The 18,955-nt window shown below is 68.1% G+C and carries 20 protein-coding genes and 1 tRNA gene; 12 read left to right on the top strand and 9 right to left on the bottom strand.

Annotated features, from left to right (window positions below; genetic code table 11):
- Positions 1 to 112 precede the first annotated feature (112 nt).
- The 3 genes from BM310_RS02380 (at position 113) to BM310_RS02370 (ending at position 3,154) form a co-directional block, all read left to right on the top strand.
- Positions 113 to 1,294 carry a helix-turn-helix transcriptional regulator gene (locus BM310_RS02380; protein WP_089804253.1) on the top strand — a complete coding sequence of 394 codons (1,182 nt, stop codon included), beginning with the start codon at positions 113 to 115 and terminating at the stop codon, positions 1,292 to 1,294.
- Positions 1,295 to 1,400: 106 nt separating this feature from the next.
- Positions 1,401 to 2,204, top strand: coding sequence for an electron transfer flavoprotein subunit beta/FixA family protein (locus BM310_RS02375; protein ID WP_089806963.1), 804 nt, complete (start codon positions 1,401 to 1,403; stop codon positions 2,202 to 2,204).
- Entirely contained in the window at positions 2,201 to 3,154 is a 954-nt protein-coding gene (locus tag BM310_RS02370; protein WP_089804251.1) for an electron transfer flavoprotein subunit alpha/FixB family protein, read from the top strand. The genes BM310_RS02375 and BM310_RS02370 overlap by 4 nt, the downstream gene beginning before the upstream one ends.
- A 194-nt stretch (positions 3,155 to 3,348) precedes the next feature.
- Here the strand turns inward: BM310_RS02370 and BM310_RS02365 are convergent, their stop codons facing one another.
- Complete coding sequence (locus BM310_RS02365) at positions 3,349 to 5,037, bottom strand: potassium channel family protein (RefSeq protein WP_089804249.1); 1,689 nt, start codon at positions 5,035 to 5,037, stop codon at positions 3,349 to 3,351.
- 139 nt (positions 5,038 to 5,176) lie between these two features.
- Here BM310_RS02365 and BM310_RS02360 point away from each other — a divergent pair, with 139 nt between their 5' ends.
- Complete coding sequence (locus BM310_RS02360) at positions 5,177 to 6,019, top strand: polyprenyl synthetase family protein (RefSeq protein ID WP_089804247.1); 843 nt, start codon at positions 5,177 to 5,179, stop codon at positions 6,017 to 6,019.
- A gap of 9 nt (positions 6,020 to 6,028) precedes the next feature.
- Here BM310_RS02360 and BM310_RS02355 read toward each other — a convergent pair whose 3' ends face one another.
- Positions 6,029 to 6,238, bottom strand: a complete 210-nt coding sequence (locus BM310_RS02355; protein ID WP_089804245.1) for a hypothetical protein — start codon at positions 6,236 to 6,238, stop codon at positions 6,029 to 6,031.
- Positions 6,235 to 7,377, bottom strand: coding sequence for a DUF373 family protein (locus BM310_RS02350; protein WP_089804243.1), 1,143 nt, complete (start codon positions 7,375 to 7,377; stop codon positions 6,235 to 6,237). The genes BM310_RS02355 and BM310_RS02350 overlap by 4 nt, the downstream gene beginning before the upstream one ends.
- 154 nt (positions 7,378 to 7,531) lie before the next feature.
- Here BM310_RS02350 and BM310_RS02345 point away from each other — a divergent pair, with 154 nt between their 5' ends.
- Positions 7,532 to 8,527, top strand: a complete 996-nt coding sequence (locus tag BM310_RS02345) for a radical SAM protein (RefSeq protein WP_089804241.1) — start codon at positions 7,532 to 7,534, stop codon at positions 8,525 to 8,527.
- A gap of 115 nt (positions 8,528 to 8,642) precedes the next feature.
- Positions 8,643 to 9,404: a class I SAM-dependent DNA methyltransferase gene (locus BM310_RS02340; protein ID WP_089804240.1), complete on the top strand. Its 762-nt coding sequence runs from the start codon at positions 8,643 to 8,645 to the stop codon at positions 9,402 to 9,404.
- Between the two features lie 20 nt (positions 9,405 to 9,424).
- Here the strand turns inward: BM310_RS02340 and BM310_RS02335 are convergent, their stop codons facing one another.
- Complete coding sequence (locus tag BM310_RS02335; protein WP_089804238.1) at positions 9,425 to 10,105, bottom strand: hypothetical protein; 681 nt, start codon at positions 10,103 to 10,105, stop codon at positions 9,425 to 9,427.
- A gap of 104 nt (positions 10,106 to 10,209) precedes the next feature.
- On the opposite strand from BM310_RS02335, the gene BM310_RS02330 reads away from it, so the two are divergent.
- Complete coding sequence (locus tag BM310_RS02330; protein ID WP_089804237.1) at positions 10,210 to 10,698, top strand: TRAM domain-containing protein; 489 nt, start codon at positions 10,210 to 10,212, stop codon at positions 10,696 to 10,698.
- 110 nt (positions 10,699 to 10,808) lie between these two features.
- A complete protein-coding gene (locus BM310_RS02325) occupies positions 10,809 to 11,315 on the top strand; it encodes a Tfx family DNA-binding protein (RefSeq protein ID WP_089804235.1) in 507 nt (168 codons plus the stop codon).
- Between the two features lies 1 nt (position 11,316).
- On the opposite strand, the gene BM310_RS02320 is transcribed toward BM310_RS02325, so the two are convergent.
- Both BM310_RS02320 and BM310_RS02315 read right to left on the bottom strand, forming a co-directional pair.
- Positions 11,317 to 12,381 carry a mannose-1-phosphate guanylyltransferase gene (locus BM310_RS02320; protein ID WP_089804232.1) on the bottom strand — a complete coding sequence of 355 codons (1,065 nt, stop codon included), beginning with the start codon at positions 12,379 to 12,381 and terminating at the stop codon, positions 11,317 to 11,319.
- On the bottom strand, positions 12,375 to 12,662 hold the full coding sequence (locus BM310_RS02315; RefSeq protein ID WP_089804231.1) for a DUF7091 family protein: 288 nt from the start codon (positions 12,660 to 12,662) through the stop codon (positions 12,375 to 12,377). Before BM310_RS02315 ends, BM310_RS02320 begins: the two co-directional genes overlap by 7 nt.
- A gap of 198 nt (positions 12,663 to 12,860) precedes the next feature.
- Here BM310_RS02315 and BM310_RS02310 point away from each other — a divergent pair, with 198 nt between their 5' ends.
- The 3 genes from BM310_RS02310 (at position 12,861) to BM310_RS02300 (ending at position 14,979) form a co-directional block, all read left to right on the top strand.
- A complete protein-coding gene (locus tag BM310_RS02310) occupies positions 12,861 to 13,790 on the top strand; it encodes a replication factor A (protein WP_089806961.1) in 930 nt (309 codons plus the stop codon).
- Positions 13,791 to 14,420 carry an RPA family protein gene (locus BM310_RS02305; RefSeq protein WP_089804229.1) on the top strand — a complete coding sequence of 210 codons (630 nt, stop codon included), beginning with the start codon at positions 13,791 to 13,793 and terminating at the stop codon, positions 14,418 to 14,420. It abuts the gene before it with no gap.
- Positions 14,421 to 14,571: 151 nt separating this feature from the next.
- On the top strand, positions 14,572 to 14,979 hold the full coding sequence (locus tag BM310_RS02300; protein ID WP_089804227.1) for a ribbon-helix-helix protein, CopG family: 408 nt from the start codon (positions 14,572 to 14,574) through the stop codon (positions 14,977 to 14,979).
- 30 nt (positions 14,980 to 15,009) lie between these two features.
- Here the strand turns inward: BM310_RS02300 and BM310_RS02295 are convergent, their stop codons facing one another.
- Entirely contained in the window at positions 15,010 to 15,465 is a 456-nt protein-coding gene (locus tag BM310_RS02295; protein WP_089804225.1) for a DUF5814 domain-containing protein, read from the bottom strand.
- A 124-nt stretch (positions 15,466 to 15,589) separates the two neighbouring features.
- Here BM310_RS02295 and BM310_RS02290 point away from each other — a divergent pair.
- Positions 15,590 to 15,662 (top strand) — tRNA-His (locus BM310_RS02290).
- A gap of 273 nt (positions 15,663 to 15,935) precedes the next feature.
- Here the strand turns inward: BM310_RS02290 and BM310_RS02285 are convergent.
- Positions 15,936 to 16,697: a hypothetical protein gene (locus BM310_RS02285; RefSeq protein WP_143105094.1), complete on the bottom strand. Its 762-nt coding sequence runs from the start codon at positions 16,695 to 16,697 to the stop codon at positions 15,936 to 15,938.
- Positions 16,687 to 18,948 carry a hypothetical protein gene (locus BM310_RS02280; protein ID WP_089804221.1) on the bottom strand — a complete coding sequence of 754 codons (2,262 nt, stop codon included), beginning with the start codon at positions 18,946 to 18,948 and terminating at the stop codon, positions 16,687 to 16,689. The genes BM310_RS02285 and BM310_RS02280 overlap by 11 nt, the downstream gene beginning before the upstream one ends.
- Positions 18,949 to 18,955: the final 7 nt, after the last annotated feature.

Below are 18,955 nucleotides of genomic sequence, written 5' to 3'. Positions count from 1 at the left end.
GTGCATACGGTGGCAAGTACAAAAAACGTCGTTATTCGGACGGAAGCCGAGAATCGGGCGCGTGCGTACCGATGGAAAGCATTTTGAGCGCTCCACGTACAAGCTTCAGCAAATGCGGATACCCGCGTTGGTCGTGGCCCTCCTCTTGGTGTTCTCCGGCGTCGCTCCCGTCGCCGCGGGGACCGCCGGCAGCGGTTCGCTCGGCGCCGAGTCCGCCGCCCCACAGGCACAGGTCGACGGGACGCTGGACGACAGTCCGCGGACCGTGATGCGGGTGTTCCTGCAGGACGACGGCGACGCGCGGTGGCACGTCGAGGTTCGCTACGAACTCGACGAGCCGAACGAGACGGCGGCGTTCGAGCGCATCGGACAGGAGTACGAGAGCGGTGAGAGCGACACCGGCGTGACCGCCGAGCTATTCCGTCGAATCGCCGAGCGAGCGAGCGAGTCGACCGGGCGCGAGATGCGGATTCAGAACGCGACGTACGACTACAGCGTCGACCGGTCGGCCGGGACCGGGACGCTGACCGCCGAGTTCGGCTGGACGAACTTCCTGCGCGAGACGGAGAACGGCGGACTCGCACTCGGGGACGTGTTCGTCCTCCCGAGCGCGGAGTCCGAGGAGCCGCAGACGTGGCTCTCGCTGATGAGCGCGGACCAGCGACTCGTCATCGAGACGCCGCCGGGGTACGCGACGAACACGACGAGCATCCGCGTGAAACAGCAGAACAACGCCATCATCATCGACGGCCCCTCGAAGTTCGAGGGCGAAGACAGCCTCGTGGTGACCTACCGGCCGACCGAGGACGCACAGGAGATTCCGTGGGACCTCGTCGTCGGCGGCGGCGTCGTCGCCGCCCTCCTGTTCCTCGTCGCCGCGGTCATCTTCCGCTGGCAGTCCGGCACCGGAACCGGGGCGGGCGGCGGCCGGCCCGGCGAACCGAGTCCCACGCCGGACGCGGGCGGCGGTGCGTCGGACGGCGGCGTCGGCGCGGGGCCGCCCGCGCAGACGGACGAACCGACCGTCGAACGGGCCGACGAGGAACCCGACGCCGACGAGTCCGAAGCCGAGGAGGAAGTGGACCTCTCGCTGCTCTCGGACGAGGAACGCGTCGAACACCTGCTCGAACGGAACGGCGGGCGGATGAAGCAGGCGAACATCGTCAAGGAGACGGGCTGGTCCGACGCCAAGGTGTCGCAACTGCTCTCCGCGATGGCCGACGAGGGGCGCGTGAACAAACTGCGCCTCGGCCGCGAGAACCTCATCTCGCTGCCCGACGACGGCTCCGACTGAACGGACTGCCGGTTCGGCGCGGGGGAGATGCCGAGACGCACAACCCGAGGCGGTTCGAAGGGGGTTTCCGAAAGGATTTACCGCCTCGTGAGGGTAGTGGTCGATGATGAAGGTTCTCGTGACCGTCAAAGAGGTCGCCGAAGTCGAGGACGACTTCGAGATAGCCGACCTCGACGTGGACTCGCGGTACGTCGAGTACGACCTGAACGAGTGGGACGAGTACGCCGTCGAGACGGCCGTCCAACTCGCCGAAGCCGCCGACGAAGACGTCGAAGTCGTCTCCGCGACCATCGGCCCGGAGCGAAGCGAGGAGACCATCCGGATGGCCCTCGCGAAGGGCGTCGACCGCGCGGTGCGCGTCTGGGACGAGGACGTCGAGGCCGCGGAGTTCCTCGACGTCGCCTCCAAGGTGCGCCTCTTCGAAGCCGTCGTCGCCGAGGAGGACCCCGACATCGTCCTGACGGGCGTGCAGGCGCACGACACCGGGTTCGGCGCGACGGGCGTCGCCCTCGCGGACGCCATCGGCTACGAGTGGGGCGCGGTCGTCAACGCACTCGACACCGAGGGCGTCCTCGACGACGGCGTCGCCCGCGTCCACCGCGAACTCGAGGGCGGCGTCGAGGAACTCACCGAGATAGACCTGCCCGCCGTGTTGACCATCCAGACCGGTATCAACGAACCGCGCTACGCCAGCCTGCGGGGTATCCGGCAGGCCCAGTCGAAGGAGATAGCGGCGAAGACGCTCGCGGACCTCGGTCTGGACCACGGGGCCGTCGCGAGCGAACTGTTCCTGACCGACATGTACGAACCCGAGACGGTGTCCGACGCGACGTACTTCGACGGTGACGCCGACGAACAGGCCGCGAAACTTGCGACGGCCCTGCGAGAGAGGGGGGTGGGTGCGGAATGAGTTCCGTACTGGCCGTCGCCGACCACCGCCGCGGCGAACTCCGCGACGTGAGTTACGAACTCGTGACCGCGGGCCGCGAACTCGCCGACGAGACGGGCGGTGACCTGCACGTCGCGGTGATAAGCGGCGAGGTCGAGGAGTTCGCGACGAAACTGAACCGCGAGGGCGTCACGACGGTCCACACCGTCGAGTACGGCGAGGAGTTCAACCACGACGTGTACACGCAGGCGGTGTGCGCACTCGCCGACGAATACGACCCGCAGTACGTGCTGATGCCGAACTCGGTCAACGGCCTCGACTACGCCCCCGCGGTGGCGAACCGTCTGGGGCTTCCCCTCGTCACCGACGCCATCGACGTGGCGTTCGACGGCGGCCTGACCGTCACCCGCGAGATGTACGGGTCGAAGGTCGAGACGACCCTCGAAGTCGACGCCGAACGCGCGGCCGTCACCGTCCGCGGCGGCGAGTGGGTCGCCGCCTCGAACGGCGGCGACGCCGAGATAATGCCGTTCGAGTTCACGCCCGACGAGTCCGCCGTCAAGTCGCGCGTCACCGGCTTCGAGGAGGTCGGCGGCGGCGACGTGGACATCACGGAGGCGGACGTCCTCGTCTCCGTCGGCCGCGGTATCGAGGAGGAGGAGAACATCGAACTCGTCGAACGACTCGCCGACGCCCTCGGGGCGACGCTGTCGTCCTCGCGGCCCATCGTGGACAGCGGCTGGCTGCCGAAGAACCGGCAGGTCGGCCAGTCGGGCAAAGTCGTCACGCCGGAGGTGTACATCGCCATCGGCATCTCCGGCGCGGTGCAGCACGTCGCCGGGATGAAGGGCGCGGAGACCATCGTCGCCATCAACACCGACCCGAACGCGCCCATCTTCGACATCGCCGACTACGGCGTCGTCGGCGACCTGTTCGAGGTGGTGCCGGAACTCATCGAGGAGTTCCAGTAAGCGGCTTCCAGCCCCTCTTTTGTTCCCCCGATGGACGCTGCGCGTCCATCGTGCCTCGCTTCGCTCAGCGAGACAGAGTGTTCCGGACGCGAACCCGTGAGCGTCCGGTGAGAGTGGTCGCAGGTGCGCCGGGACTCGTCGCGGACCGGCCCGTCACCGCGACGAGGGCGCTCGGTTCGAAGTCGGACGCGGACTTACCCCTCCTCCGCCGTCCCCTCGAACTCGCGCACCGCGTCGTCGCTCCCCGCGACGACGACCACGTCGTCCGGTTCGACCGTCGTCCGTTCGTCCATCTCGACGGTCCCGTCGCGGACAACGCCGACGACGGTCCACCCGCATCCGCCGTCCCGGCGCGCCGACGAGAGTGACTCGCCGACGAACGAGTCCGCGTCGGCGCGGACGAGTCGAATCCGGCTGACGGGGTCGACGACCGGGTCCCCGCCGACCTCCGCAGCGACCAGCCGGGCGCACGCCCGTTGAATCGAGAGGACGTAGTCCGCGCCGGCCCCGAACGCCGGCGACTCCTTCCCCGCGTCGGTCACCCGGACGAGTATCTCCACGTCGGCGGAGAGCGACCGGGCCGTCGCAACCGCCAGGAGGGCCGTCGCGTCGTCGTCGACCGTCACGATGAGCGCCGACGCCCCCCCGACGCCCGCCTGACGGAGCGTCTTGGGTTCGGTGACGTCGCCGACGACGTCCGGGTGCGTATCCGGGTCGCTGTCGACGGTCGTGACCGCGACGTCGTCCGGAATCGCGTCGCGGGCCGCCCGTCCGCCCTCGCCGTTACCGGCGACGACGATCCGCTCGTTCCGCTCCTCCCGCGGCGCTCGGAGGTTCGACAGGTCGGCGGTCGCCCCCGCTATCGCCCGCTCCGGCCCGGCGACGATCAGCACGGTGTTCGGGGAGAGTTCGTCGTCGGGAGACGGCGGCAGTCTGAGTTCGCCGTCGAACCACCCGGCGACGACCGTCAGGTCGGAGCGGTCCGCGAGCGGTGAGTCGCCGACGCGGACGCCGTGCAGGGGACTGCCGCGCCGGACGAGGAGTTCGCGGACCTCGACCGAGCCGGCGTCTTCGCCCCCGTCTTCCGTTCCGTCTCCCTCTCCCGCCACGTCGACGGCGACGGGGGTCGTCGCCTTCTCCGCCAGTCGCCGTCCGATGAGCGCGTGCGGGGCGACGCTTCGGTCGACGCCGAGTTCGGTGAACGCCGGGTTGCGGCGGGGCGACGTCGCGAAGCTGACCGTTCGGAGGCCCTCGTTCGCCTCCATAGCGGTCAGGACGATGCTCGCGTTCCGGTCGCCCGCGTCGGCGACGAGGAGCGACGCCTCCTCGACGGACGCCCGGTCGAGGTCAGACGGATTCTCGGGGTCGCCGTGAATCGCCTGATAGCCCTCGTCGGAGAGGCGTTTCGCCTCCGTCTGGTCGGATTCGAGGAGGACGTAACCGACGTCCCGCGCCTCCAGTTCGTCGAGGAGGAGGTCCGTATCGCGCCGGTACTCGGCGACGACGACGTGGCCCTCCTTCTTCGAGAGCCTGTCGTCGAGGGAGAGCGGCGCGCGTTCGAAGAGGGGGATGATGAGCACGCGCAGCGTCACGAACCCGATGACGACGCCGGTCACCTGCACGAGTCCGAGGAACACGTTCATCTCGGGCGTCGTCCACGGCGCGTCCGCTCCGTATCCGGTCGTCGTGAGCGTCGCGAGAACGGCCTGGAAGGAGCGGAACACCGACTGCGGTCGGCTCTCGTACGCTCGCATCCCGAAGTTGTAGAGGGCGGTGTAGGACAGGACGACGGCGACGAGGCCGAGCACGTAGACCACGAGCAGTCGCTGTCGCTGCGAGAGGTCCCGAGGATGCAGGCCGTCCACGTTCTGTAGTTCGCGCACGTTCGGTCTCGTTCGAACGAGCGTGCCGCGACGGACTAGTGTTGTGGCCGAGCGACCCGACGACCGCTCGTCGGGCGACGCACGGCGAGAACGCACCGTTCCGGAACCTCTTTTGTCGCTGCATCCTGAGCCACCGGTAATGGAGTATCTGGAGCGTCGGGTGTCGATGGTCGAGGACCGCCTCCGCACGGTCATCGACGCGGTCGACCCGCCCGAACTGTCGGACGAACTCGCCCACGTTGCGCTGGCGGGCGGCAAGCGCGTCCGCCCCGCGGTGACGATTCTCTCCTGTGAGGCCTGCGGCGGCGACCCCGACGCGGCGGTGGACTTCGCCGTCGCCATCGAACTGGTCCACAACGCCTCGCTGGTCATCGACGACATCATCGACCGCTCGGACATCCGGCGCGGGACGCCCAGCGCGTGGGCGCAGTACGGCTACGGCCCCGCCATCATCGCCTCCGACGGCCTCCTCGGCGAGGCGTTCGCCCTCCTGTCAGTCAACGACCAGGCGATGCAGATAGTGGCAGAGTCGATGGTCGAACTCGGCGAGGGGGAGGCGACGGAACTCGTCGCCCGGCCGACGAACGAGGCGGAGTACATGGAACTGGCACGCCGGAAGACCGGCGCGCTGTTCCGCGCGGCGGCCGAGCTCGGTGCCGTCGCCGCCGAAGCCGACCCGTTCACCGTCGAGGCGTTCGGCGAGTACGCAGAACGGGTGGGCGTCGCCTTCCAGATACGCGACGACGTGCTGGACGCGACGGCCGACGCCGACGAACTCGGCAAGCCGACCGGACAGGACGAACAGATGGACCGCCCGTCGGTCGTGCAGGTGACGGACCTCACCCCCGCGGAGGCGAACCAGCGCGCGCGCGACCAGTCGGACCAGGCGCTCGACGCCCTCGACGCCGCCCAGTTGGCCGAGACGGACTCGCTCGGCTACCTCCGGGACCTCGCGGAGTTCGTCGTCGTCCGCGAGCGCTGAGTCGCTCGGTCAGTTCTCCGCGGTGCAGTGGAAGTCGAAGGTGAGTCTGTCGACCGCGGGGGCGGTGAACCACTCGTCCGTCGACCGTCTGGCGACGACCTGATACCGGCCGTGTCTCGGTATCGGTCCGAGGCTCGTCCGGTAGACGCGCACGTCGCCGTCGTCGGTGAGCGTCCCGGCGCCGGCGAGCGGTATCGTGGTCTCCCGCCGTCCGCTCACCCCCGCGTCGGTTCGACGCTCGTGGGGAACCGCGACTCCGCGATGGCGAACGCGAGGGTGCTGAACACGCCCAACAGCGTTCCGACGGTGAGGCCGATTGCGAGGTCCGACAGCGAGAACGGCCGGACGCCCGGGAGGCCGGCGACGCCGTTGACGTTGAGGAAGAAGCCGGAGACGACGTAGAGGACGATGGCGATGGCGACGACGTAGAACGGCGCGTTGAGGTAGCGCCACTTGAATCGGTCCGCGAGGTACTCGTCGGTCACCTGTCCGAGACTGGAGGTGACGCCCGCGGCGGCGAACCACTGGACCGCGCCGTGGACGAGGGCGGCGAGGATCAGCGACGGTGCGAGTGCCGACTCCAGACTGGCGCGGACGGCGTCCAGGAGGGCGACGCTGCGGAATCCGCCGACGGTCATCAACGCGAGAGCGGCGACGTAGGTGATGAGTGTGACGCGGCCCTCGTAGAGGATGTCTCGCCCGCGACTCACGGCGTCGTCGACGACGGTCTCCAGTCCGAGGCCGCGGAACAGGGTGTAGAGGCCGAGGAGCGCGGAGACGAGGCCCAGCACGGCCGCTCCGGGCACGTCGAAGAAGCTGGCGATGGTGAGGAACGGGTAGATGAGAAGCAGGATGCCGAGGGGGACGAGGATGGTCCCGCGCGTCTCGGGGTCCGCCAGCACCTGCTTCATCGTGTAGTAGATGGATTCGAGGTCCTGCGCCTGTCGGACGACGACGCGGCGGACGCTGTCGATGGGGACGCGAGAGCGGATGACCGGCAGGACGGACTCGTCCTGCGCGCCGTCGGTGATGACGATTGCGCTGACGTTCTCGCCGGTCGAGAGGCCCGCGAGCACGCGGTCTATCTCCTCGCCGATGGCGCGGTTGGCCTTCACGTCGCTGCCCTGCGTCCCGGTGACGGCGGCGACTTCCACCTGCTCGTCGACCTCTGGGTCGGCGACGAGCAAGTCGTGTTCGTGGATGCCCTGAAACAGGACGTTCGAGTCTGAGTCCTCCGGGTCGGCGGTGGCGAGAGCGACCGCGACGGCTTCGACGCTGTCCCGGCCGACGACGGGCGTGTCGAACCGCGTCTTCCGGCCGAGGTCGTCGTCGAGGTCGATACAGAGGACCAACAGCATCGTCCGACCGTATGCCGTCGGGCTATATTTGTTTTCGGGGACGCTCCCCGGGCGACGGCCGGCGTTCGCCGGAACGCCGTGGGCGTCCGTCCCACGCCGGGAACTGCGTTTCGCACGGTTTTTGCCCGTGGGACGTGTAGCGTGTGTTCAACGAATGATCTCGAAGGGCTGTGAGCAGTGCGCCATGGGAGGGAAGATGGTGCTGTTCGTCTACGGCTACTGCGACCAGCGCGATTGCTTCTACTGTCCGCTCGGCGAGAACCGCAAGAACGTCACCGACGTGTACGCCAACGAGCGACAGGTGGAGTCCGACGACGACGTCATCGCCGAGGCGAAGCGGATGGACGCCCTCGGGACGTCCATCACGGGCGGCGAACCGCAGGAGGCCCTCGACAAGACGTGTCACTACCTCGAACTCCTCAAAGACGAGTTCGGCGAGGACCACCACACACACCTCTACACGGGAATCACGGGCGGCCGCGAGAACATGCGCCGCCTCTCGGAGGCCGGACTGGACGAGATTCGCTTCCACCCGCCGTACGAACTGTGGGGCGACATGCACGGCACCGAGTGGGAGGACATCCTCTACGTCGCCCGCGAGGAGGGTCTGACGCCCGCGTTCGAGATTCCGGGCATCCGGGCCGAAGAAGAGTTCCTCGACTTCCTCGACGAGGGCGCCGCGGAGTTCTGCAACGTCAACGAGTTCGAGATGTCGGACGGCAACTACCGCCGGATGCAGGAGGCGGGCTACGAACTGCAGGACGGCCACATGTCGGCCGTCGACGGGTCGAAGGACGCCATCCTCGAAGAGATGGCCGACCACGAACGCGTCTACTTCTGCACCTCCGTGTTCAAGGACGCCGCCCAGCACCGCAACCGCCTGAAGCGCATGGCGAAGAACATCCGCCGCCCGTTCGACGAGGTGACCGACGACGGCACCATCGTCTACGGGAAGACGTGGGTGACCGAGGCGGACCTGCAGGCACTCGGCGTCCCCGAGGAGTTCTACACGGTGAAGTCCGACCACGTCGAAGTCGCGTGGTGGCTGCTGGAGGAGATGGTGGACGAGGGCGACGTGTCGAAGGGCGAAATCGTCGAGCAGTACCCCACCGTGAACGGCACCGTGGTCGAACGGACGCCGTTGGCGTAGGGCGACCCCTCGGTCGCGTCGCTTTTTCGGTCGTCCCGGCCGTGTCGTCGCGTGCCAAGCGGTGTCGAACCACCGAACGCTATTTGCCCGGTCCGGTCGGTAAGAGCGGTCACACGTGAGTCTCGCCCACGTCATCGAGGACGTCGACGAGGACCCGCACCGCGAACGCGACTTCTACGAGTACCCCACGCTCTACGAGTTCTACCACTCGCGCGTCCTGAACAGGGACGCGCAGGTGCGACTGTTGCGACGGTACGAACCCGAGGAGACGAGTCGGGTGCTGGAACTGGGCTGCGGTACCGGTCCGCTCCTCACTCGCATCGAGGACGAGTACGAGACGGTGCTCGGCGTGGACAGCGACGAGCGGATGCTCCGACGGGCCAGAGAGCGAGTGACGGACGCGGAGGTCCAGCGGGCTGACTTCACGGCGTGGTCCGCGGCGGACGAGGGACGGACGTTCGACGTGGCGGTGTTGCTGGGCGGGATGCTCCACCTCACCGACGACGCCGACGTCGAATCGCTCGCCGAGAACGTCCACGAGAGCCTCCGCGACGGCGGCGCGTTCGTGACGTTCTTCCAACCGCTGTCCGACGACGTGACGAACGGCAGCACCGACTGTCGGACCGTCGAGTCGGAGCGCTTCACCGTGGAGCGACGCTCGACCACCGCGCTCACCTCCGCGGCGGGCCACTACACGACGACGTACGCGTTCGTCCTCCGCGACGATGCCGAGGGCACCGAGGCGACGATGGGGTCGGTGTTTCGGGGGCGGTTCCACGACCCGGACCGCCTGAGAGAGACCTTCCGCGCGGCGGGGTTCGGCGACGTCGACGTCGTCGACGGGGACGGCCCGGCCGTCCTCCGCGCCGTGAAGTGAGGACGCCGAAGGACGCCGAACTACCGTCGTCGGTCGGTTCGCGACAGCACGGCGTACAGGCTCGGCGTGAACGCCACCGCCGCGCCCGCGAGGAGCCAGTCGGCGAGTCGGCCGCCGGAGAGGACGCCGACGGCGACGAGGACGAGTGCGAACGCGCCGCCGGCGGCCACGGCACCTCTGCGCGTGCGCGCGTCGAACTCGACGCCGAGGGCCGTCGCGTACAGTCCGGCGGAGACGACGGCGAGGACGGCGGCGACGACGCCGGTCAGCGGTCGGCCGGCGACGAGGCCGACGACGAGGAGGCCCGCCGCGGCGACGGCGGCGACGGCGAGCGTCTGCACGCCCGAGAGCGGGTTCACGCCGGCGCCGTGGCGGGCGGCGTACGCGGCCGGCGGGAGGAACAGGACGAGGCCGACGAGGCCGGCGGTCGCTATCGCCGCCAGCGAGACGTCCGCGGCGAAGACGCCGGCGACGCCGAGCGACGCCCAGACGACGCCGGCGAGGAGAACCCAGCGGGGCGGGACGACGGCCGCCGGGTCGTCGTCGCGGACGAGGCCGAAGGCGACGAACGGGTACGTCACGACGGCGGCGAAGAGGACGGTGGGCAGGAGTCCGGACCCGAGGACGACGCCGGACACCAGCGCCGACAGGCCGAGGAAGACGCCGACGACGAGGGCGAACTCCGGGACGCGACGGCTCATACGCGAACTGGGGGCGAAGCGGGGGAAAGCGTTGCGTCTGCGGCCCCTACCGGGGGTACCCCGGACCCGGAAGGGTTTAGACGAGCGATAGAGTATCCACCCGTATGTCAGACTGTCCGCTGGCGGACGACTGTCCACGGTACTCGGAGCGAATCAACGGGATGGGGTGTCAGTACTACGGCGACCGGGCGGGCTCTGAGTGGTGCAACAGCTACGAACAGCCGATTCGAGACCTGAAACAGCAGCCGGTCAAGCCCGGCGAGGAGGTGACCGTCACGGTGGACGACATCCACGAGAGCGGTGCCGGCGTCGGGCGGACCGAGGACGGCTTCATCGTCCTCGTCGACGGCCTCCTCCCGGAGGCGCGCGCCGTCGTCCGCATCGACCGGGTGAAGTCCAACCACGCCCGCTCGAAGAAGGTCGTCGAACGCCTCCCCCTCGACCCCGACGAGGAGACGAGCGACGGGGAGAGCGGCGACGAGGGCGGAGCGGCGACCGATTCGGACGAGGAGAGCGGCGACGACGGCGACGACAGTAGCGGACCCAAACGCCCGACTGCACTCGGAAGTCGAGACAACTTCTGGGGCAGCTAGACGGCGATACCTCGCCGCGCCGCGCGACGGACAGTCACATCCTTCGACTCTCGATTTCGACGCCAGCGCGACGATACAGTTTTTTGCGACCGGCAGGCGTACGCTCGGTCATGCACGACGCGGACAGCGGCCGGGACGTGCGAGGCGACGGCGGCGACGTTGACGCCGCGAACATCCTCGCAGAGACCGGGTTCGACCCCGAAGACAGCGTCCTGACCCGCCGACAGGCCGAGGTGCTGGCCCTCCGCGAACGCGGCGTTCGGCAGTCGACCATCGCGGACCTCCTCGGCACGTCGCGCGCGAACGTCTCCAGCGTGGAGTCGAGCGCGCGCCGGAACGTCGAGAAGGCGCGCGAGACCATCGCGTTCGCGGAGGCGTTGACCGCACCCGTCCAGGTGGCCGTCGAAGCGGGGACGGACCTGTACGAGGTGCCGAAACGGGTCTACGACGCCTGCGACGAGGCGGGGGTGAAGGTGAACTACACCGCGCCGGACCTGATGAAGATAGTCGCCGACGACGCGGGGGACGCCGTCCACGGCCGCGAGATCAGCGAGTCGCTCCTCGTCGGCGTCACCAGTAGCGGCGACGTGCGGGTCCGACAGTCGACCGAGGAGTGACCTAGAACTCGCCGCGGCGCTTCAACTCGTCGACGAGCGTTCGCACGTCCTGCGCGCGGTCCTTCGGGACGACCAACACCCGGTCGTCCCACGAGACGACGGCGAGGTCCGAGACGCCGACCAGCGAGACGTGGACGTCGTCGCCGGCGACGACGTTGTCGGCGGCGTCCAGCGTCCGGACGGTCACGTCGCCGACCGAGACGGTGCCGTCGTCAGCGCTCTCGCCGTCGTCGGTCGTTTCGCCGCCGCCGTCGCCGTCTCGCACCCGGTCGAACGCGTCCCACGACCCGAGGTCGTCCCACTCGAACGACGCCGGGACGACGACGGCGTTGGCCGTTCGCTCCATCACGCCGTAGTCGACGCTCACCGCCGGAACGCCCTCGAACGCGCGTTCGGCGTCGACGCCAGCCGCGAGGTCGGCGACGAGGTCCGAGAGCGGCGAGTCGCGGGCCGCCGCGAGGAGGGCGTCGGGCGTCCACGCGAAGATGCCCGCGTTCCAGTAGTGGCCGGCGTCGACGTACGCCCGGGCCGTCTCGGCGTCGGGTTTCTCGTGGAACGCCGCGACGGGCGCGTAGTCGCCGCGCGACGCGCCGGGTTCGATGTAGCCGTAGCCCGTGTCCGGGCGGGTGGGTTCGACGCCGAACGTGACGAGTGCGTCCGTCTCGGCCGCGACGCGGGCGCCCCGGCGCATCACGTCGGCGAACGCGCCGCCGACGCGGTGGTCGCTGGGCAGGACGACGACGACGCAGTCGCCGACGGCGTCGCGGATGCGGTGCGTGGCGTAGACGAGTGCGGGACCGGTGTCCTTCGCGGCGGGTTCGACCACCACCTCGGCGTCGGGCGCGTGGTCGGGCACGTCCGCGGCGAACGCCGGGCGGGTGGAGACGAACACCTCGTCGGCCACGTCGCGGGCGCGGTCGACCGTTCGAGCGAGGAGGGAGTCCTCGCCGACGAGCGAGAGGAACTGCTTGGGGCGGTCCGAGCGACTGGCGGGGTACAGTCGGGACCCGGTGCCGCCCGCGAGGACGAGTGCGACGACGGGCCGGTCCGTCTCTCCGACTACCACGTCTCGACGACCCCGCTTCGCACGTCCTCGGCACAGCCCTCGCAGTCGGGGTGACCGGTCTCGAAGCACGCGGGACGGCCGTCGGCGTCGACGGCGACGGCGCGTCGTTCGGCGTGCCGACGGCAGACGAGGCGGACGCGGCCCTCCTCGTCGCGCGGGAGGGCGGCGTCGGCCGCGTCCTCGTCGCCCCTGCCGTCGTCGTACGCCCGTTTCGCGCGGGCGTACTGCCGCCCGGCGGCGCGGAACTGCTCCCGTACGAATCGTTCGAGACGGTCGTCCATCGCTACTCGGCCGTGGGAACGCCGAGGCTATAGGTCCGTTGGTGGCCGAAAACGGGGGGGCTGGAGGGTGCCGAATCCGCGGGTTTGGAGCCCACAGGCGCGCGATTTCAGTTTCAGAGCGCACGTAACCTTATTAACCATCGCGAGCCAACCGGCGTATGCCTCCCAATGGAAACCAAGGTGGAGGCGAGTGAAACCATGTCAGACCTGCGAACCCACGCAGAGGAGATTGCCGAGCAGTTTTCAGACCATCTGGAGGTCGACGCCGACGACGTCGAGGAGCGACTGCAGAACCTCGTCGACGAGTACCGGGTACCCGTCGACGAGGCGCGTCGCTCCGTCGTCAACAGCTACCTCGACGAGGCGGGCCTCGAACGCGACGAACTGGGTCGCGGCGGGAACGACGAGGTCCACCTCGCGGACATCGACCAAGACGAACAGTGGGTCGACGTCACCGCGAAAGTCGTCGAACTGTGGGAACCCCGAAGCGAGTCCATCTCGCAGGTGGGGCTCCTCGGCGACGAGTCCGGGCGGATGAAGTTCGTCTCCTTCACCACCTCCGACCTGCCGGAGTTGGAGGAGGGGGCGGTCTACCGCCTCGGGAACGTCGTCACCGACGAGTACCAGGGCAACTTCTCCGTCAAACTCAACCGGACGACCAGCATCGAACAACTCGACGAGGACATCGAGGTGGGCGACGACGCGACCACCGTCGAGGGCGCACTCGTGGACATCCAGTCCGGGAGCGGCCTCATCAAGCGCTGTCCCGAGGAGGGCTGTACGCGCGTCCTCCAGAACGGCCGCTGTAACGAACACGGCAACGTCGAGGGCGAGTTCGACCTGCGCATCAAGGGCGTCCTCGACGACGGCGACGAGGTCCACGAGGTCATCTTCGGCCGCGAGATGACCGAGGAACTCACCGGCATCTCGCTGGAGGAAGCCCAGGAGATGGCGATGGACGCACTCGACACCACCGTCGTCGTCGACGAGATGCGCACGGACCTCGTCGGCGCGTACTACCGCGTCTCCGGCCCCGAACTGGGTCGGTACGTCCTCGCCGACGACACCGAACGACTGACCGAACCGGCCGACGCCGAAGCAGTCCTCATCAAAGCGAGGTCGATCTAAATGAGTTCCAACGAAGTCCCCACCCGAGAGGTCGCCCGGCGAGTGTTCGCCGAAGAGTTCAACGACGCGAGTTACACGTTCAAGGAGTCCGACGACGAACGCGCGCCGGTGTACCTCCTGCTCCCGACGGGAGAGAAGGCCAACCGCATCTTCCTCGTCGGCACCCTCACCGAGAAGGAGGACGTGGGCGAGGACAACGAGTACTGGCGGGGCCGCATCGTGGACCCGACGGGCACGTTCTTCGTCTACGCCGGGCAGTACCAGCCCGAGGCCGCGAGCACGCTCCGCGACCTCGAAGCGCCCGCGTACGTCGCCGTCGTCGGCAAGCCACGGACGTACGAGACGGACGACGGCAACGTGAACGTCTCCGTCCGGCCGGAGTCCATCAACGTCGTGGACGCCGCGACGCGTGACCGCTGGGTCGTCGAGACGGCCGAACGCACGCTCGAACGCATCGAGCGGTTCGACGACGAGGGCAACGAGTACGGCCGCATGGCCCGCGAGGAGTACGACCTGCCCACCGACCGCTACAAGAGCGCCGCCGTCTCCGCGTTGCAGAGCCTCGACGAGTCCGACGGCGACGAACTCGGCGGCGACGCCGACACCGCGTCGCCCGAACCCGGCGCGTAGACGGACCGCCGACGCGACTCCGTAACGGCGCCGTCGGTTCCTGCGCCGCCAGCGGAGCCGGGACCGACGCTGCGTCCCCCGAACGCCCGTTTTTCCACCCCGTGTCTGACGAAGCATTAAGTAGGCCGGCGAGACAACGTTGGGACGATTCATGGGCAACAAGAACAAGACAATCTCGTTCCGCGTCAACGAGGACGCGTTCGAGACGCTCCGGGAGATAGCCGAGGAGCGGGACATCTCGCTGTCGGCCGTCTTCCGGGACTACGTGGACACCCTCGTTGCCCACGACGGCCAAGTCCAAGTCGTTCCGGAGCACGAACTCGAACAGATGGACGGGGAGGAGTCGAAGTCGTTCCCGCCGAAAGTCCAGGTGCCGAAGAGTTTCATCCGGGAGCACGAGCGTCTCGAACTCGAAGCGGACCACCTGCGCGAACAGCTCGAAGAACACAAGCGCTACGTCAACTACCTCCGCGAGCAGGTCGAAGACGAGGAGGAGGAGGTCATCCAACTGGAGGACCTCGACGCCGACGCGGACGAACCGTCGTTCCGCCTCGGCTGACGCCGACCGCGCTTTCGTGCCGTCTCGCCGCTACCCCGTGAGCGCCTGCCGCGCCTCGCGGGCCTTCTGTGCCATCTCCTGGTCGCCCTCCACGTCCGAGAGCGTCTCGACGGCTTCCAGCGTCCGGACCGCGTCGTCGAGGAAGGAGAGCACGTCGCCGGGATAGGCGTACACCATGTACTCGTCGCCCATGACGTCCACGATGGCCTCCGGGCCGAGTCCCTGCGCCCGGAGTTCGAGGAGGTACTGCACGAACTGCCGTTCGGGGTAGCCGGTGTACAGGTCGTCGGGGTTCTCCGGGTCGAGGAAGTCCTTCGCGAAGTCGAGCAGTCTGTCGCGCGTCGCCGAGTCGACCTTCGAGAGGCCCTCTCCGGAGTAGAGCACGTCCATCGTCGCGCCCTTGAACGCGCCCTTGGGGATGTTCACGTCCAACTGCGAGACGATTTCGCGATGGTTCTTGAGGTATATCTTGTCCGTGATGGCCACGGTTGCCTGCTCTAGTCCGGTCGGCGGCAAAAGCGTCCCGGTGGGTTTCGGCGTGCGAGGCGGGCACACGCCCGGAGAGAGTCGTAACGTATTTCTGTGGCTCGTGGTTACCTGAGGGTGCGTGTCCGGGTTAGGGTAGTGGACTATCCTTCAGCCTTGTGGAGGCTGAGACGCGGGTTCAATTCTCGCACCCGGACCTTTCTGCTGCGAACAACGTGAGCAGGCGAAAGTTCGTACTGCGAGATTGAACCACGCGAGGCGAAGGGCGTGAGTCTCACGCCGGGTTCGATGCTCGCACCCGGACCGTCTTGCGACGCGCTCGGAGCAGTGGGTCTCGTTCTCGCTTGGAGTCGGGGAGCGGAACTGGTCGAGGGGCGAGTGAGCGCTCGTGCCGACGGCCCGTTCGGCGGCGGAACCGGAGTTCGGACGGCGAAACCGAACAGGGCCGTACGAGACTCCGGACGTGTCGATTACGTCTGCCTGTCGTCCACCGGTTCGCCCCGGATCATTCGTTCGGACCGGTCGAGGGTATCGAGATACGCCCGCTTCGTCGGCTCGTCGCCTCCCTCGGACGAGAGGAGGGCGGTTATCCACCGTGCCGTGGTGGTCGGACCCCACCGGTCGAACACGTCGGTCAGGTCGACCGTATCGCTGTCGGACAGTTCCGCCAGGACGAACCGCGCGAGTGCGCCCTCTGGTCGGTCGGGGAACCGTTCGCCGAGCGTCGAGAGGCCGGCGACGACCGTCGGGTCCGTCTCCAGCCCACAGAGCGCTATCGCTCGGGCGACGTCGTCCACCATCGTCTGCTCCGCTAACGCCTGCGTCTCCGAGTCCGTCGGTTCGGTGATTCGGAGTTCGACGGAGTCGGTGAACACGGGCGATTCGGAGGTGTCGGGGTGATAGCCGACCCGCAGTTCGTACGAGCCGACGGTGTCGAAGGTGAACCCGTCGGACGCGTAGAACAGGAACAGACCGGACTCGATAAACTGTCCCGCCGACAACTCGACCGTCCGGGGCAGGCTGTCGACGGTGATGACGCCCCGTAGCTCGCTTCGTTGCCCGCTCGGGTCGGTGCACTCGACCAGAACGTCGCCCTCGACGAGGTTCAGCCGATTGCTGACCGTCACCGGTTCGGAGCCCTCGTTGCGGATCCGTAACGCAGGGAGGACGAACTCGCCGCGGGCTTTCGACTGCGGAACGTTCGTCAAACGAGCGCTGATATCAGGCGTCATCTGTCTCGGTGTCGCGACGCGTTCGGAAGTCCGTCAGTACGTCTCGTGCGTCCTCGACCTCTGCTGCGTCGTACCTGTCTAGTGCGTCGAAGCGGTCGATCAACTTGTCGAGGACGGGGGCGTCCGTCTCGCCGGGCGGTGTTACGGCGGTTGCGACGCGCATCGTCTCGAAAGCGGAGCGGTCCTGCACGGCGAGTTCGAGGAAGTAGCTCGCAGTGTCTCGGTCCGAGTCTCTGAGGACCCTCCCTCGTCGGACGTCTCGAACGTCCCGCGAGTAGGCGTTCGAGAGGACCACGGACGCCGCCGTGCCGAGGTCGGTGGTAGTGAAGTCCTCGGCGAGCGACCTGAGCCTGTCCTCCGCGCCGGCGTCCACTCCGAGATCTCCGACCGCGATGCTTCGGCCGACGCCCTCGTTCAGTCCGAGGGTGCTGAGGTCGAGGTGGTCCTCAGAGAGCGGTGAGTGAGTGAGAACGTCGGTCGAGGCGCTTCGCAGCGTCCGGTCTCCGAGGTCTAGCTCCGCCCACAGCGTGTACGGACCCGGCCGGTCGAAGGTGAATCCCTGATTCGTGTACAGGAGCTGTACCCGGCCGGTGAGTCGCTCGCCGGGGCTCAGGCTGGTCGTCTGCCGGTCCGTACAGAAGCGAACGACGTTCCGGGGCGTGGTCCGTGTCCTGTCCGGTGACCGCACGTGGAGGCTCAGATAGTCCTCGGTGATGTTGAGCGCCGACGTCACGTCTCGAGGCTCGTCGGTGGGGTTTTCCACCGTGACGTCCACGATAACCAATTCCCCGGGAAACACCGTCTCGGGGAGGTTCAGGTCGAGTACGAGCTCTTCGCTCTCCGGCGCGTCGCGGTCGTACGTCAGGTCGCTCGGGGGCGCCGGTCCGGAGCCGACGTCGCCGTGGCCGTAGCCGAATCGCTTCCACCGCGGCTTGACCTGCGGGTCGGGCGAGTGAACCAGCGACGTCCTGTTGTGGTCGTGGAAGGCGAAACTCGCGACGTCGGGGAAGGGGTTCGCGGCACTCGCCGCACCGATCACGTCGCTGGTCTGGTTCATTATCGTCTTCCCGACGGGCACCTCGTGTTCGTCGGCCTTCGGATGGTAGAGGTTGAAGCCGTGGCCGATCTCGTGGACGGCAGTTCGGAGAAACGCGAGTGGGGTTTCGCCCAGCTTCTTTCCGCGCGCCGACTCGCGTATCCGTCGGTCGTCGGGGAGTTCCGGGTCGAAGAAGAGCGCCACTCCTTCGCGGTACGGCTCCGTATCGTCGAACATGATCCCGAGCGTGCTGTAGCGTTTCATCTCGGACCCGACGAGCAGCCAGAGTCGCCACTTGTTCGACTCCGGCGGAACGGTGCTGTGGTGGCTCCCGAGCAGTTCCCGTATCTCGGTCAGCGTCAGGTCCCGCTCCTTCGGGACGCTCGTCTCGTCGACGGTGACGGCGAACTCGATTCCGGTGTCGGAGTACACGTCGCGAAAGCGCAGCGGCTGTCTCGTGTTTCGGTCGGCCGACTCGACCCACGCGCGTTCTTCCATCACGTCCACTTCGAGCAGACAGCCTCTGTAGTACGGCGCAGTCTTGTAGGCCGTGAGGTCGAACTCCGTCCCACCGACCGTCGCCGTTCCGGTCAGCCTGAGCGTGGGCTGTGGCAGCCACGAGCGCGTGACGGGTTCGGCCGAACACTCGAACTCGACGCTCCCGTCGCTACGTTCCTCACCGAAGTCCTCCGCATCCGGGTCCCAGACGTACTGTCGCACGTCGCATCGAACGAGGCCCTCTCGGTACGACGCGCCCAGACTGCGAAAGTACCAGCTGTACTTCGAGTTCTCGAACTGGGGATACCAGTTGTCCCCTATCGTGAGCGAGTCGTCCGGGCGCGTGTTCGAGGCGCGTCCGTCCTCGCACGCGGGGGCCTCGACGTAGACGTCGCCCGAAATCCGGACGCGGTCGTCAGTCCGAGACTCGACCCGCATCGCGCCGTGCGTCGTCGTCGCGTCGGACGACGCCTCCCCGACCGGGGACAGCCGGAGGTACCAACTGCCGTCCAGGGCTTCCAGACTACACGGCCGGTCGATAGACGGGTCGGTGTTCGAGGAAGCGCACTCGCACTCCTCCGGTCGGGCGGACCGCGCTCCCCCCTCGTCGTAGACGAGTCGCCCCGTCCGGTCGGCCGTCGGATTCTCGGGTATCAGCGGACGCGACGGCCGCTCCCGTCCCTCGCTCGGAATCGCATCGATCGGAACGCCGTTCATTGGTCTG

This window comes from Halogeometricum rufum (genome assembly GCF_900112175.1).
GTDB classification, from domain to species: Archaea; Halobacteriota; Halobacteria; order Halobacteriales; family Haloferacaceae; genus Halogeometricum; species Halogeometricum rufum.
Note: the sequence above shows the minus strand (reverse complement) of the source record. Positions and strands in the feature narration are given on the sequence as shown.

Bases quoted from the DNA above. Each gene is read 5' to 3' on its own strand.
- BM310_RS02380 (WP_089804253.1), top strand. From the start codon at position 113: ATGCGGATACCCGCGTTGGTCGTGGCCCTCCTCTTGGTGTTCTCCGGC.
- BM310_RS02300 (WP_089804227.1), top strand. From the start codon at position 14,572: ATGGGCAACAAGAACAAGACAATCTCGTTCCGCGTCAACGAGGACGCG.
- BM310_RS02370 (WP_089804251.1), top strand. From the start codon at position 2,201: ATGAGTTCCGTACTGGCCGTCGCCGACCACCGCCGCGGCGAACTCCGC.
- BM310_RS02375 (WP_089806963.1), top strand. From the start codon at position 1,401: ATGAAGGTTCTCGTGACCGTCAAAGAGGTCGCCGAAGTCGAGGACGAC.
- BM310_RS02310 (WP_089806961.1), top strand. From the start codon at position 12,861: ATGTCAGACCTGCGAACCCACGCAGAGGAGATTGCCGAGCAGTTTTCA.
- BM310_RS02330 (WP_089804237.1), top strand. From the start codon at position 10,210: ATGTCAGACTGTCCGCTGGCGGACGACTGTCCACGGTACTCGGAGCGA.
- BM310_RS02360 (WP_089804247.1), top strand. From the start codon at position 5,177: ATGGAGTATCTGGAGCGTCGGGTGTCGATGGTCGAGGACCGCCTCCGC.
- BM310_RS02335 (WP_089804238.1), bottom strand. From the start codon at position 10,105: ATGAGCCGTCGCGTCCCGGAGTTCGCCCTCGTCGTCGGCGTCTTCCTC.
- BM310_RS02305 (WP_089804229.1), top strand. From the start codon at position 13,791: ATGAGTTCCAACGAAGTCCCCACCCGAGAGGTCGCCCGGCGAGTGTTC.
- BM310_RS02280 (WP_089804221.1), bottom strand. From the start codon at position 18,948: ATGAACGGCGTTCCGATCGATGCGATTCCGAGCGAGGGACGGGAGCGG.
- BM310_RS02285 (WP_143105094.1), bottom strand. From the start codon at position 16,697: ATGACGCCTGATATCAGCGCTCGTTTGACGAACGTTCCGCAGTCGAAA.
- BM310_RS02350 (WP_089804243.1), bottom strand. From the start codon at position 7,377: ATGCTGTTGGTCCTCTGTATCGACCTCGACGACGACCTCGGCCGGAAG.
- BM310_RS02345 (WP_089804241.1), top strand. From the start codon at position 7,532: ATGATCTCGAAGGGCTGTGAGCAGTGCGCCATGGGAGGGAAGATGGTG.
- BM310_RS02325 (WP_089804235.1), top strand. From the start codon at position 10,809: ATGCACGACGCGGACAGCGGCCGGGACGTGCGAGGCGACGGCGGCGAC.
- BM310_RS02315 (WP_089804231.1), bottom strand. From the start codon at position 12,662: ATGGACGACCGTCTCGAACGATTCGTACGGGAGCAGTTCCGCGCCGCC.